The sequence below is a fragment of the Microcoleus sp. B3-D2 genome, assembly GCF_036705345.1.
In the GTDB taxonomy this organism is placed as follows: Bacteria; Cyanobacteriota; Cyanobacteriia; order Cyanobacteriales; family Microcoleaceae; genus Microcoleus.
Genome location: NZ_JAUBUG010000003.1, coordinates 73218 through 88020, shown reverse-complemented (window position 1 = coordinate 88020; position 14803 = coordinate 73218). Strand labels below are relative to the sequence as shown.

At 47.3% G+C, this 14803-nt stretch carries 10 protein-coding genes and 1 tRNA gene; 6 read left to right on the top strand and 5 right to left on the bottom strand.

Annotated elements, in window-relative coordinates:
• Positions 1–25: 25 nt before the first annotated feature.
• Complete coding sequence (cheB, locus tag QUB14_RS02055) at positions 26–1339, top strand: chemotaxis-specific protein-glutamate methyltransferase CheB (RefSeq protein WP_445251803.1); 1314 nt, start codon at positions 26–28, stop codon at positions 1337–1339.
• 148 nt (positions 1340–1487) lie between these two features.
• Here the strand turns inward: cheB and QUB14_RS02050 are convergent, their stop codons facing one another.
• Positions 1488–1874 carry a response regulator gene (locus QUB14_RS02050; RefSeq protein WP_006631154.1) on the bottom strand — a complete coding sequence of 129 codons (387 nt, stop codon included), beginning with the start codon at positions 1872–1874 and terminating at the stop codon, positions 1488–1490.
• 741 nt (positions 1875–2615) lie between these two features.
• Between QUB14_RS02050 and QUB14_RS02045 the strand changes: the two genes are divergently transcribed.
• Positions 2616–5423, top strand: a complete 2808-nt coding sequence (locus QUB14_RS02045; protein ID WP_333213999.1) for a GAF domain-containing protein — start codon at positions 2616–2618, stop codon at positions 5421–5423.
• Between the two features lie 101 nt (positions 5424–5524).
• A tRNA-Gln gene (locus tag QUB14_RS02040) sits at positions 5525–5596 on the top strand.
• Between the two features lie 269 nt (positions 5597–5865).
• On the opposite strand, the gene QUB14_RS02035 is transcribed toward QUB14_RS02040, so the two are convergent.
• Complete coding sequence (locus QUB14_RS02035) at positions 5866–7143, bottom strand: serine hydrolase (protein WP_333213997.1); 1278 nt, start codon at positions 7141–7143, stop codon at positions 5866–5868.
• A gap of 179 nt (positions 7144–7322) precedes the next feature.
• On the opposite strand from QUB14_RS02035, the gene QUB14_RS02030 reads away from it, so the two are divergent.
• Positions 7323–8429, top strand: coding sequence for an N-acetylmuramoyl-L-alanine amidase-like domain-containing protein (locus QUB14_RS02030; protein WP_333213995.1), 1107 nt, complete (start codon positions 7323–7325; stop codon positions 8427–8429).
• Positions 8430–8570: 141 nt separating this feature from the next.
• Here the strand turns inward: QUB14_RS02030 and QUB14_RS02025 are convergent, their stop codons facing one another.
• The gene (locus QUB14_RS02025) at positions 8571–9902 is read right to left on the bottom strand and encodes a D-alanyl-D-alanine carboxypeptidase (RefSeq protein ID WP_333214224.1); all 1332 of its coding nucleotides are present in this window, start codon (positions 9900–9902) and stop codon (positions 8571–8573) included.
• A gap of 513 nt (positions 9903–10415) precedes the next feature.
• Positions 10416–10751 carry a ribbon-helix-helix domain-containing protein gene (locus QUB14_RS02020; RefSeq protein WP_039886507.1) on the bottom strand — a complete coding sequence of 112 codons (336 nt, stop codon included), beginning with the start codon at positions 10749–10751 and terminating at the stop codon, positions 10416–10418.
• A 568-nt stretch (positions 10752–11319) separates the two neighbouring features.
• Here QUB14_RS02020 and QUB14_RS02015 point away from each other — a divergent pair.
• Positions 11320–11835, top strand: coding sequence for an HNH endonuclease (locus QUB14_RS02015; RefSeq protein WP_242717210.1), 516 nt, complete (start codon positions 11320–11322; stop codon positions 11833–11835).
• Between the two features lie 261 nt (positions 11836–12096).
• Positions 12097–12495 (top strand): alr0857 family protein, encoded by a 399-nt coding sequence (locus QUB14_RS02010; protein WP_190736061.1) that lies wholly within the window; start codon positions 12097–12099, stop codon positions 12493–12495.
• Positions 12496–12664: 169 nt separating this feature from the next.
• On the opposite strand, the gene QUB14_RS02005 is transcribed toward QUB14_RS02010, so the two are convergent.
• Positions 12665–14785, bottom strand: coding sequence for a ShlB/FhaC/HecB family hemolysin secretion/activation protein (locus QUB14_RS02005; RefSeq protein ID WP_333213992.1), 2121 nt, complete (start codon positions 14783–14785; stop codon positions 12665–12667).
• Positions 14786–14803: the final 18 nt, after the last annotated feature.

The following is a 14803-nucleotide window of genomic DNA, read 5'->3' as shown; positions in this document are numbered from 1 at the left end:
TATTTACTACCAATTAGCAAGCCCAATGCCCAGTGCCCAGTGCACAATTACCAGTGCATCGATGCTGCTCCAGGCCCAATACTTTGACTACGCGGTTACTGAGCGACTCGTGCTGAGCTTAGCCAATCGCCCTGCGCGCCTTGCCCGCTCAGCTTCGCCGAAGAGAAGTAAGTCGAAGGGCAGCACAAGTGCCCTATTTCCCATTCCCCATTCCTCATTTCCCATTCCCCATTCGCCATTTCCCAGCAAACTGATGTTATCGCCCATTAAACTATTGTTAGTTGAAGATTCTCCAGTAGTTACGCTCGTCCTCAAACGAATTTTTGAGTCCTCGCCAGACATCCAAGTTGTAGGAACCGCTTGCAACGGATTAGAAGGACTAGAATTAATCCCCAAACTTCAGCCCCAAGTAATCTGTACGGATTTGAACATGGCACCAATGAACGGGTTAGAATTTACGGAAGAAGTAATGAAGAAATATCCGCTACCAATTTTAGTAATTAGTGCTTCAGTACAAGCGAATGATACTCACAATGTATTTCAAGTGTTAAACGCTGGTGCATTGGATGTTTTTCCGAAACCGATTGGCGGGTTGGTATCTGATTACGCTCGCCTCGCCAATCAATTAATAGCTAAAGTAAAAATTCTCTCAGGAGTTAAAGTATTTACACGGCATCAAAAAAAAAAGCCAACACAAGACAATAATCAAATTGTAAAAATCAACCAAGCACCAGTTCCTAATTACAAATTTGCCAACGAAAGTGTTAAATCTCCCACTATTAAAGTGTTGGCTATAGGGGCTTCTACAGGGGGACCGCAAGCACTGTACGCAATTATTTCTAAACTTCCGGCTAGTTTTCCCGTGCCTATAATTTGTGTCCAGCACATCAGTGAAGGTTTTTTGCAAGGATTAGTTGATTGGCTGGGTAATGAATCGAAACTGCCAGTTAAGATAGCTTCTTTTGGGGAATTGCCACAAGCAGGGACTGTTTATTTCCCCCCCGAAAAACGTCATTTAGAATTGGACTCTCAAGGGCGATTTGTTTATTCAGAAGCTGCTCCTGTCATGGGACACTGCCCTTCTGTAACGGTGACATTTAAGTCGGTAGCTAATTTTTATAGTCGGGCAGCAGCGGGGGTTTTGCTGACAGGAATGGGTAGAGATGGTGCTGACGGAATGTTGGCTATCGCTAAACAGGGCGGTTTGACAATCGCCCAAGACGAAGCTAGCTGCATTGTCTTCGGAATGCCCAAGGAGGCGATCGCCCTCGGTGCAGCCCAATATATTCTACCTGTCAGTGCGATCGTTCCCTTACTCCTGGCTAAATTAAAAATTTAGGACTTACCCCGCAAAGAGTGCATAATACCCCGCGCCGGAACTGGTTAAAAAAATCGGGGATAAGAAAGCGCGATCGCAACTTTTTAGTTCATTAATTACTCAAATTACTTCATAATTACTCAACACTGAATTTTTTTTCTAAGTCCGATTATTTGATTTTGATAAACTTACCAATTACCTCGCGCAACTTCTCAGCATCAAACGGCTTAGTTAAGTACTCTGTTGCTCCCGCCAAACGCCCCTGTACCTTATCAAAAGCTCCATCTCGCGCTGTCAGCATTACGATCGGCAAATTCTGAAACTGAGGCAAGCTCCGCACCGTGCGGCAGAGTTCCAATCCGTCAATACCAGGCATCGAAACATCGAGCAACAAAACCGAAATTTGTTCGTGATAAATCGTTGACAAAGCATCCACTGCATTGTCTGTTACGAGAACTCGAAACTCTTTACTTAAGGCCTGTTTAACAAGTCCTTGCATCACGACGCTATCATCAACTGCCAAAATAGTTGGTACTTGACTGCTACTTGCAGACATATTCTTCTCCCTGTTTATTTATAGTTCTTGAAAATACAAAACATACTTCCCCCCGTCATTTTTTTAGAGTTGCCTCTGTGCAATAGTTGCCAACCCCGTTGGAACATTAGTAGAAAGTTTAGTCCTGTTTTTTTACCTCAAACTCGAAAAAAGGGATTGGGAGAGTTGTCGCTCAGCGATTACAACAGTTGCAAAATGTGCATCTGGGCCCAGAAACCCTAGAAGGTCGAGTTGGAGTAACTATTGTTACAAAGTTTAACATCTTACCAATCTTTTGTAATTCATTTCCTAACTGTAGTTGAACGACCGTCTAAGGCACAGCTCGCTAAAGGACACTGGTATTGTGGCACACACCCCTGATTTAAATCTACCAGCAAGCCAGCTACCCAGGATTAGATAAGTTTGTTAAAATACAATTAAAGTGATTAAAAAATTCTAGGTAAGCAATCGCGTTATATTTTGGAAAGCTGCTTCCTCTCAACAGAGGCTCTTAGATTTAGAGAGCCGGAGGTATTCAAAAGCATAGTCAACTGGAAGTATAATTTATATAGTCTTAAGATCTGGGGTGCTCTAACTCCGATAACTCAAAAGTTTCCCGATCAGTCAAGAGGTTAGTTTGAATTCGGCGCAAGCAGCCTGCGCCGAAGTTGCGCCCACAGTCTCCCATAACACAATTCATAGCTTGTTTTTCTCTAAAGTATTGAGAAGGGCGGTTGCCAGCAACTAGACGGGCAGTTACACATGATGAAAGCACCCTTGCCTCTTGGTGAAAAAGTGTTCAAGCTCCATAACATTGACTTGTATCAGCTTCTCGGCTCTGCTCCAGACGCCTGCTTGGACAATTTGGTAGGTTTGGCAGCTCAGATCAGCCGAACTCCTATTGCTTTCTTGAGCTTGATTGACGGTAACCGCCACTGGTTGAAGTCGCAGTTAGGTATCGATCAAGCTTTAGCCTACCTTTATCTGAATTTTTGCGCTCGCGCGCTCGACCGAACTCCCGAAGAGTTTGCCGTCGGCTCAAACTCAAACTCCGAATTTGACGGGGCAACTCCCCTGCAAAAACCGCCAGTTGCTCCCCTATCTGCGATCGAACCCCCTGCAAATTCCTTCACGGAACCGCCTGTGGTCATTGTCCGAGACGCTTCCACAGACGTGGGATTTGCCGAGCATCCGCTGACGGTTTCCTACCCCTTGGTGAAATTTTACGCCGGAATCCCAGTCGTCACCTCAGATGGGCAGATGCTGGGAGTGCTATCCGTCATGGACTCAGTACCGAGAGACTTGACAAAAGAAACGATAGAGGGTATTCAAGCTTTGAGTCGGCAAGTTGCGAGTTTGGTGGATCTGCGCTGGCAATTACTCAAAGCCCAGAAACACTTGCCAGAAGTAGAAGATATCACCTCTGACCGCCAGCTAATCTCGGAGTTAGTTCGTGGCTCAAACCCATCCAGCTTGTGTGCCGTACAGACGCCACAGAGCTGCACGAGAATATGCGGAACAACAAAGCTCCCGACGTTCGAGGAAACAGGCAAATCTCAATATTGGTGGGAAACTTCAGCGAGCATCGCGCGTGCAGACGATACCAAACAAATCCCAGAAATTGTTGTCGGCTCCCCGGACACCTCTGATCGCCAACTAACGGCCGCGTCGCTAGAAGAGCGAGCTCGCTTGGGAGCTCTGCAAGCTAAAGTCGGTGCAGCCCTCGGACAAGGCGGGAAAATATCGCCCATCCTCAACCGCTGCACCGAGGCAATGGTAGATTACCTCGACGCCAAAGAGGCGAGTATCTGGACGTTCAACCCGCAGACAGAGCAGTTAGAATTGCAGGCCGATTCAGGACTCACCACCGAAGGGTGGGAACGGGAAATAAAAGATTGGGTGCGAGCAGAACCGGGAAAACTCCAAACGGCTCCTGTCTGCTTACTGTCGAACCCGTCTCTGTGCGCCATTGCCTATCCGCTGATAGTGGAGGAGCGCCTGGTGGGAGTGATGGCTCTGTGCAGTAGCGCTTTGGCAAGCGAGGGAGCGCTAGAAGTTCTGGGCTGCATGGCTAACGCCATCGCCGTGGCGATCGATCGCATCACGGCCCGAGAAGAATTGTTGAGCCGCCGGGAAGGCCTGCTCTTCGGTCTCGCCAGCCAGATGCGGAATTCCCTCGACCTCGACAAAATTTTAGATACGGCTGTCAACGAAATTCGCAGCTTGTTGCAGGTTGACCAGTGCTACTTTTTGTGGTACTCCATCTCGCGAGACGGGCAGCCAAGCTTTGCAATCACCCACGAGGCGGCAAATCCCGAACTGAAAGAGCGGCTTACAGAATACCCGATCGAACAAGTAACCCTGCTGGCCGAGAAAATTTGCCACCGCCAAACGCTCCGGATCGGGGACGCGGCAACAGCACTGTGCATAGAACCGCCCACGCGAGATTTTTTGACCAGTCTCGGGATTTTTTCTAACCTGCTGCTGCCGCTCAAGACTCGCTCCGGTCAAATGGGTGCTGTAGTTTGCAACCATTACAGCAGCCACCGTTCCTGGACGACGAGCGAAGTGGAATTGCTGCAAGCGGTGGTGGATCAACTGGCGATCGCGATCGACCAAGCCGAACTCTACGCCCAAACCCGGGCGGCAGCCTTAGCCGCTCAAACTCAAGCCCGCCAACTGACGGAAACTTTGCAGCAGTTGCAGCAGAAAGAAGCTCAGCTCATCCAAAACGAAAAAATGTCCTCTCTCGGTCTAATGGTCGCCGGCGTCGCCCACGAAATTAACAATCCGGTTAATTTTATTTACGGCAACTTGACTTATTGCAAGCAGTACATGAGGAATTTGCTGGATTTACTGCACTTGTATCAAAAGCACTACCCGGAGCCTTGCCCCGAAATTCTCGACAAAAGCGAAGAAATCGATGTTGATTTCCTAGTGCCGGATTTGCTGAAAATTCTGTCTTCAATAGAGATGGGAACCGAACGCATCCGCCAAATTGTCCTGTCTCTGCGGAACTTTGCGCGGCACGACGAAGCAGAGATGAAGCTGGTGGACATTCACGAAGGGATTGACAGCACGCTGCTGATTTTGCAGAGCCGCCTGAAGTCAAACGGACTCGTACCGGGAATTGAGGTAATTAAAGACTACGGCAACTTGCCGAAGGTAGAGTGCTATCCCGGGCAGCTCAACCAAGTATTTATGAATATTTTGGCGAATGCGATCGACTCTTTGGAAAATCAGCCCCCACCCAAGACGATCAAAATCTCGACGGCGGTGGTGAACCCAGACTCGGAGGCTGGTGAGTCAGGAAAGTCGAGCGGTCAAGTTGTGGTGATTCGGATTCAAGACAGCGGGCCGGGATTGGCCGAAAAAGCTAAATGCCACTTGTTTGACCCTTTCTTTACCACTAAACCTGTGGGCAAGGGTACGGGGCTCGGCTTGTCTATCAGCTACCAGATTGTGGTGGAAAAACACGGAGGAAGCTTGAACTGTATCTCGAAACCGGGACAGGGAGCTGATTTCAGGATTGAAATCCCGGTAGCTCGCCCCCCTGCGATCAAAGAATAAACCGGCCGGCGATCGGTTCCAAAAACATTTTTTAAATTTTATTGTCAAAATGCTTGACAGATTCCAGTGTTTGAATGTTAAGATAGTGAAGGTTAAGACGTTGGGGCGTCGCCAAGTGGTAAGGCAGCTGGTTTTGGTCCAGCCATTCAGAGGTTCGAATCCTTTCGCCCCAGTTAAATTGTGTTCGGTCAATCAATTATTTAACTGATAGTTTAGAGTCACCGCTCGTCCGACGAGAGAAAAACGACTGCCTAACTACAAACCTAATTAGGGGTTGCTCACAGGATATAAGAAACCGGGTTTCTTGCTGCGGATTTGGCCTAAAAGCGTAGATTTGCGATAGAGAAATCGGTTTCTTTGCTCGCCAGTGCGGATTTTTGGCCCAAACACGTTGTTTTGCCTAAGTCCTCATCCAAAAAGAGTGAACCCGCCCTAGCCGCTCTCACTGCAAAGTGCTGGGGCCACGAGCGTTGAGCCGATCGAAAACGTATCGGGAAATTGCCGGAAATGCTGTTTCGTCCTTGGCATAAGCCGGATCGTCTGCGAAAACAACTAAGATATAAATCGCGCGATCGTCTAAAGTTCTGACAAAGGCCGCTTCGCTGCGGGAACCAGAGGTATAGCCAACTTTGGAACCAAAATAAATATTAGTTGGTAAAGATTCGCCGAGAAATCCTTGTATCGAATTGCTGGGGTCATTTTTCCATGCTTTGGGGTCTAAGTCTCTCGTCAGCAAGTAAGCCATTTTGCGGCTGGCGACGCTGGAAACGGCTTGCCTAGTATAGATTTCATATATTAATCTGGCGGCTTGGTCGGTAGTTACTTGATTGCGAATCGGCTGAGAAGGATCGCCCCGCAATTGCAAGTCGCGACCGAGCGGCTGTTCTTGTCTTAAATAGTGTATGGGATAATTTTTGGTGGTTATACGAATATCATTGTATCCAGCAGACTGAAAAAAACTGTTAATTTGATTGCGCTTTTTCAGCCAGGTTTGCAATTCTTCTCCTGCGAGCCGTCCCCCGGATTTTGTATCTGTGATTTTGTCTAAAATCCTGCTGGCTGCATCGTTGTTGGAGACGCGAATCATTTGTTCTAGGTCGTTCGTAAAGGCAGATTCTCTTTGCGTAATGATGCCTTTTTCTAGGGCTGAGTAAAAGGCTGCCATCCAAAATAATTTGGCAACGCTAGCGGGAAATCGGAGAGTTTGATTTTGATATCCGGCGAAGCTGTGAGCTTTGGCATTGCTGACATCAAATAAGGTAATTGATAGGGATTCTGCGGGTAGTCCTTTGCTGGTCGCAATTTTCACAGCTTCATCAACAATCCCTTGCAATTCTTGAGAGTAAACGGGATTGGGAGGTGTTTTGATGTTGTAGCTAAAGGTAGGCTCGCTTTGACGATCGGCTAAATTTTCCGATGGTTCAATTGTCGGAGGCGAGAGTGTTTCTTGAGGCGAGACAGCCTGTTGAGGCAAGATGACTGGCGGTTCTGGGGGACGGCGAATTCTGAACGGTATTGTGACAATCCAACCGATCGCGATCGCCCCCGCAATTAAGCACAGGATGTTACGGTATTTTAAGCGAGAAAATTTCGTCCTGACTCGGCGACGGGATTGGACAGGAGGCTGGCTGCTTTGGCGTCGTGGCCCGATTGGGCCTAGGGGCTCGATTGGGCGTCGGGGGGGAATTGGGCGTGGGCGGCGTCGGCGTTCTACTTGCATTACAGTTTTGTGCTATCAAACTCGCACGATCAGTTTATAATAGGGCGGCATCTAAATGACAAGTCTATCGATCTAGTCCGCTGTTGCCAATTTTATCTGTCTACTAGGCTGATTGAGACTTCTAGTAATTGTAAAATTTTCAGGATAGCACTGAGTTGAAGCAAAATCCTTTGAAAAACATGAGAAATTTTTGGAGTCTGGCTGTTTTCGGATTTGCGATCGTCGGCGTGAATAATTCTTTGATACCTGATGTTTGGGCATTTCAGTCTCAATCTGCTACGGGATATGTTGTTGAGCCACAAACAGCAGGACAGGGCGCGGATGTAGCGTTTTCCTTGACGGGAGAAAGCGAAAATCTGGTAGTAACAAACAAGCAAACTGTTTCCAGTTTCCCGAGTATGTTTTGGGACTTCAACAATTTAGCGGAAATTTCCTATTCCGAATTGCTGAAGGTGCTGGCGAGACGATCGGACTCAAATAATACGGAGAGAGAAACCGCTGCACAACCTGAAGACATAGCACGTTTTGAAAAGGTTGTACAGTATGCAAAACAACAAAATTTGCACGATCGCACGATCGGAGAAATCGTCCAGGCGATCGCCGATAATTTCCTAGGAAAGCCCTACGCCGCAGGTTTGCTGGACGAATCCGGCGAAGAAAAGTTGCTCGTAACTTTGAATAAATTTGATTGCGTTTTATTTGTAGAAACTGTTTTGGCGATCGCCAGGGGCGTAGCAGTACAAGATTACGACTATCAAAATTTTGTCACTCGCATAGAAGAACAGCGGTATTTAAACGGTAAAATCAACGGTTATTGCAGCAGATTGCACTATTTTTCCGAATGGATTAACGACAATCAAAAACGGCAAACTGTGGAAAATATTACTGCTGAATTAGGCGGAGTGCCGATGAATAAAACACTAAATTTCATGAGCCAGCACCGCAGCAGTTACCCGCAAATGGTCAAAGACGAAGCAACTTATCAGTGCATTGTCAGCCAAGAAGCAGACTTAGCCAAAACTACTGTTAATTACATCCCGACAAATCGGATAAAAAGTGTTTATTCTCAGTTAAAGCCAGGGGATATTGTAGCGGTAGCCACGGATGTTAAAGGATTGGATGTCACCCACACCGGTTTAGTCTACCGCAATGCTGACGGCAATATTGGTTTAATTCACGCTTCGCCTGCTGGGGAGGTGACAGTTGCTTACGACTTGCACAGATATATTAGGAGAGTCGAAAGTGCGATCGGCATTGTGGTAGCTAGGGCGAAAACCCCCAATTAAATTGGTTTGTACTCCTAGGGTGTATCAGCTTGCATTATTTTAGCTAAAAATTGAAAATTTCTGTGCTGACACACCCTACAAACTCTCTTGTGGGGTGGACACGCGAGGCGCCTGGAATATAAAATTTAAATGCACAACAGCTTATTGAACAATTTCGCTGCGAGATACCTTACTACTTCTAGCAGGATTTGGGGTTAATTCGGGCGGCGAAACTTGAACACTTCCCCACTCATTCAAAAAGCTTTTCAGCAAAACCTCTTGCTGAGTGCGAAATGTCTCGACATTTGCCCCGCGATTCATAATCACAAACCACACTGTTTCTTGTTTTTGAGTGGGCAATGCTCCGCCCAAAGCGCTAACATTATCCAACGTGCCAGATTTGACTACTGCTAATTTGGGAAGCGCCCGTTCTGCCAGTATTCCTTGATCTTTCCCAACTACAGTTAAGACATCAGCAACTGTCATGCTGTAAGGTTCAAGATAGCGTTCTAAAGCTATAAATAACGCACAAGCAGCCCGGGGAGAAATGAGATTTTCTTCGCTCAATCCCGAACCGTTGACGAGTTGAATTTCTGCCGGAGGAACTCCGGTTGCTGCTGCTGCTTTTTGCGCGACTGTTTTGGCGCCGCCGACAGTATCAGCTAGCATATCTGCCATGAGATTGTTGCTGTACTGATTCATTTTTTTGATCAGTTCGGCAAGGGGCAAAGAATAATGTTTGACTACAGGCTGCACGTCATTGGGAGGTGCTGACAAAACTTTTACAGTACCCTCAATTGCTATTTGGGGTTTTAGCGTATTTGGAGGTAGTGTTTGATACTGGGCGGCGGCTTCGCTGGGCCAGATTTCACTGTTCAATCCTTGTTTGAGCAATTCTCCCGATTTGAGGGGATCAAGTTCAAAATTCATGTAAAACTTATCAACAATTATCAAATTGCCAGTGACTCGCTTGATCCCTTTTTGATTTAAGGCGTTACCGAGGGCGATCGCCTCTTCCCAAACAAACAACGGATCTGCGCTTCCCTCAACAATTAAATCGCCTTTTAATACGCCGTTTTCAATTTTTCCCGTTGTACCAATTAAGGTAATAAATTGATGTTCCGGCCCGAATTCTTGCAGCGCTACGAGAGATGTTGCTACTTTGGTAATAGAAGCGGCTGACAGAGGAACTGTACCTTGATGATTGGCTAGCAAAGTATTGCCCGATTGCATCCAGATCCCTTGGTCTTCTTTGGCAAAACCTTGGGCTGCCAACCCGTTGAGATATTGCTGGATTTTGGTATTTGTGGGGGTTTCGGGATTCTTAGCAGAGACTATTAAGGGCTGAGGCTGACTTGGTTTAACTGGCGGCGGGGAAGATTCAGCTACAGGAGAGGGAGATGCAAGTTGAGGTGATTCAGTAGCGGCGCATCCGGCAATAATTGTGAGAAGGGCGATCGAACTCGCAGCAGTCAAGTAGCGGTTTTTCAGCATTACTTTAATTTTTTTCATCAAATGTACGATCGTCTGTTCGGCACGCCCGATGGAAATTTTAGCACTAGCCCGCGCGTTTTGGAGCATCCGGAGCTGCGTTACCAGAATTGCGAAGCGCTAACAGTAGCTATCTTCTTCTCCATCTTTCTTCGCGCTGTTGGCGTCTTCGGGGTTGGTTAAATAAATATTGTTTAAATACTGCGGGATTTTATACCAATAGCCCGGACTGTTTTTAGTTCGTAATCTGAAACCCTGAATTTTCGTTGGTAGCTCGATTGCCTTGGAGCCTTGAAACCCTTATTCTACGGTTGGTAATCAAAAAATGTTTCAAGTATTGTTATACCAGTTCCCAAAAGCAATGCAACTCTAGGCAAGCTCCCAACCCTTATCTTATAAGTCCTTGCCAATTCTAAAATCTAAAATCTAAAATCTAAAATCTAAAATAGTATGATCTTCAGCGCCTGGGGCCTTCACCCCAGGCCGATCGCTCTCACAAATTTTCGATAAACTGGTTTATCCAGCCATACTCCCTATACTCAGCGGCACCATTTCGCCGTGCATCGTCAGACCTAATAACATCGGCCCGCCCGGTCGAATCAACTCTCCTGTAAGCGCGCAGCGTTCCTCCTGCTGTGCTGTGGCATTAATGCTAGCTCGAATATCCGATCGAGAAAACATCTGCCGATACTCTCCAGACTTCTGCTGCACGTAATTCCAGAGCAAATCTCGAATCAAAGCTTGATAGCCTTGATTGCCTGCGAGCTCTTTAAGTCTCTCTTTGAGTTCTCTTTCGAGTCGAATGCTGGTGACTTCCATTTCGGTGGTTGAGGTTCTAGGTAGGGTATGCATAATTTTTTCTCCGTGACGGGTGGACATATGTGTAATATCAGTGTAGTATGTTTACAGCTAGATTTAAAGCTCTCTTACCACTTTCTGCCTGCTGTGAAATTTCTCCCCACCTACTCCACCTATCAACTGAAGTGCGATCGCCCCAGGGGTCGCTCCGAGTCGTTACGGCACGTCTTTAGGACAGGTTTTGCGACTGTCGCAGCGACCTCGTGGGCGGGCTTGGGCCTAAATAAACACGGTTATAGTGGATTAGGACAAATTGCAGAAATTAATTACAACGAGATAGACCGAGACGGTCTGCAAGTGGCACAGCCATATCGAGATACGCGAAGCGGGAGGTACAGCTAAACGACTGTACCAAGACAGGATGAAAATTTGCATGAAAGCAGTTTTTCTAGCCCCCGCTTCTAAGTAAGAGAAGCGGGGGCATTTGATTGGATATTTGAGAAATTCGATCCGCTTGGGGAACTGGCAAAAAACCAGATGTAGCCAATGCAGACGAAGCACCCAAAATTCAAAATTTACAATCCAAAATCTAAAATCCAAAATTGACGAGGAGGAGCAAGCCGTGACCGTAGTAACTGATGTATTGAGGCAATCTGTGGTGGTGTTTTCTCAGAATTACCTACCAATGAGCCGTGTCAACATCAAACGGGCGATCGTACTTTTGGTAACAGGCAAGGCTGAACCTCTGGATTTTAGCATTGGCAACGGCTGGCTGGTACGATCGCCCAGCACCAGCATCCACGTACCCGAACAAATCCGCTTGACTTTTGGTAACAGGGAACGCCTGTGGAAAGTGCCCCCGGTCAATCGCCGGGAAGTTCTGCGCCGCGACGCTCATTCTTGCCAATACTGCGGTAGCAACCGACATTTGACGCTGGATCACGTGATGCCTCGATCGAAGGGCGGCCCGCATACTTGGGACAATGTGGTGACTGCTTGCGAACGGTGCAATTCTCGTAAGGGCGATCGAACTCCCATAGAAGCTGGAATGACTCTGCGAACTAAGCCGAAAGCCCCCATACACCCCACTGTTGCTTTTGCCGAACTGTTTTGGCACGAATATCAAATAGGGGAATAGGGAATAGGGCATGGGGCATGGGCCAAACAGGTAATTGGTAATTGGTAATTGGTAATAGCTAATAGTTAATAGCTAATTCAGTCCTGTAATTGAAAAGGATTTTAGGTCGCAATAGCAAACTTTTCATTCCGACCTATCCAATGCCCGATGCTCAATTCCCAATTCCCGATGCCCAATTCCCGATGCCCAATTCCCAATTCCCAATTCCCAATTCCCGATTTTCAATTTTAAACTTTCAATTCCAAATTTAGGGCTGTCAATATGCTGAAGTTGACTTACACTGAAACGGGCTTTAACCTGGAGCGTTTGGCTCAATCTCCCGAACAGTTAGTGGCGCTGCGAGTTGTGCTGGCTATGCGAGTTGGTCAAAGCATCAGCGTCGAACCGAGCACTGCGGCATTTTTGCTGCCCGCGAATTTGCCGGCGCTGCCTCTGTTGGAATCTGAGGCGCGCCGAAACGACAACGATGCGATCGAGCTTTGTGTTGCTGATGCTGACTTTGTAGAAGTGACTCTGCGCGGTACGTGGATTTCTGGCGCGTCTGAAGGGGCTGACGGCGTGTTTGCGACTGTGTTGGGCGATCGGGTGGAGTTCTTGCTGCTGAAACTCTGGCTCGAAACTCAGGCTGCTGCGGAGGTTGTTGGGGAAGTCGGCGATTAATATTTGATGTTGAACAAGGAAGAGGGAAGAGGGAAGAAGCAAGAAGGAAATATTTTCTTCATCTGCCACTCCACCACTTTCTCCCTCTTTCTCACTCGCCCACTCTTCCCATCTCCCCTCTGCCATAACAGACAATTTATATGCCTACCAGAGGTGCTGAACCCTCATTTTATGGCGTATAAATTATATTGAAGTAAATGCCCTTATCTTGCAGATTATCGCCTTTATCGCTAATTCTCACCAATGGGAAAGCGTAATCTACGCGCAAGTTCACCCGCTGTATCGGTTCCCAGATTACCCCCAAACCCACACCTGCTAAAAATGTCTCATTGGTTAATTTATTAGGATTGTTCGCAACGTTCAACACCATACCGGCATCCAAAAAAGGAGCCAATTGAAGTTTGGGATTTCCCGAAGCATCGCGCTGCAAAGTAATCCGATCCTCGATCGAAACTCTGAAGCCGTTATCCCCAGAACGGACATTTTGGCGGTAGCCGCGCAAAGATTGCCCGCCGCCAATTACAAATTGCTGGGAAGGCAACAAACTATTAGCTGACAACTGCAAGTCTGCCTGCAAAATTAATAAATGTTTGTCATTCAATCGCTGTACTCGCTGCACTTGACCCAGCCAACTAAAAAATTGTCCGTCGGGATCTGAACCTTCGTTTTGAGTAGCATCAAACAAGCTAGTGCCGATCGTAAATTGCGATCGCAAGGCCCAAGCACCCTGCGGGTCCCGCCGAATGTAGTCCTGTCCCAGCTTAATTGCACTCGTAGTGGTGACACCATTGGAGTCCGGGCCGATGCCAAAAGCATACGGTTCGCCGGCGAGAAAAGTTCTGCCTGTCTGATAAGTAAAACCGGCAGATAAGGCAAATTCTTCGATCGGCGTTCTCCGCAGCGGCTGGCGGTAACTAACTTCAAATAAATGCGATTTTCCTGAAATGTCAAAAGCGTCAAAAGGTGCTTGTACGATACTGTTGCGGTTCGGCGCCGCCCTCAATTGCAAAGTGCCGTTCATCGCATTTAGCGGCACGCGATAGCTGAAATCAAACACATCTGAATCCCCCAGCGATCGATAATAAGCCCCTGCCAGTTCGTCGCCATTTCCTGTTATATTGCGGTGCCGCAAACTAACTCCCAATCTTTCGGAACCGACACTGGGAGGCGAGTAATTGTCAATGCTGAAAGTAGGTTGAAATGGATTAGCTTCCGAGACTCGGACGATCAGAATGCTCTCACCTTCATTATCCCCAGCCCGGAGACTGGCTTCTACATTGTCAAATAAAGGATCGACTCGCAGCAGCCGGAGTTGGTCTTCTAATGAAGCTGTGCTTAAAGGCATTCCGGCACCGAGTCGAATCCGGCTGCGGATGTAACTTGGATTCAATCTTTTAGTTCCTTCTACCTCAATTCTGGCTAGCTTGCCTTCAATCACTTGAATTTGGACTACCCCTGCGGTGATAGTTTGGGGTGGCAAGACTGCTCTCGAAGTGATGTAGCCACGATTGAGGTAAATTTCGGTAATTTTGTCGGCGATTTGTTTGAGTTGTTCTAGGGTGGTAGAACGGCCTTCTAATGGGTTGACTAAGGCATTAATTTCATCTTGGCTTAAAATTGTGCTGCCAACTACTTGAATTTTTTGCACCTCAATAGGTGTATTCGGCAGCGTTGGGGGAACTGGCGACGGGGACGCCGGCGCTACTGTGGGCGGTACTTGGGGAGGTTCTGGGGAAGGCTGCGGGGCTGGTTGCAGAAATCGATCGCGATTTGGATCTTGTTCCGTCGGCGGCGGTGGCAGGTTTGGAGGCAGCGAGGGTTGGTTCTGGGCTAAAACATGATTGCAATGTAGCTGGTTCTGACATTGGGGATCGTTGTCAGCCAGATTTGTTGGTTCGGGCAAGATGCCCGCACCACAAGCAGTTCCATCGATGGTGGAACAGGCATCTTGGCTGTTCTCGGCGGGGTTCGATTGTGTTTCTGGTTCAGGGTTGGTGTCGATCGAATCGGGAAACTGATTTAAGTTGGTTGCTGTTTCATCCTGCTTGATTTCCAGTTTTTGCAGTGCTAATACTTGATTGCCCCTATCTGCTGAGTTGTCAGCGGCGATGGGCAACTGAGAAATATCCTTTGTTTGGGATATAGCTTTATTGGCATAAAAGCAAGCCATCGGGAACCCAGTTAAAAGTGAAATTCCCAACCGAAATAGTGCAATATTTGCATTCGGGCGCATAATTAATAATTTCTCTAAAATAAGTTTGTCGGCTGCTTGACTATGCCAGTTTATCATTTAGTATTAGGCGAAATT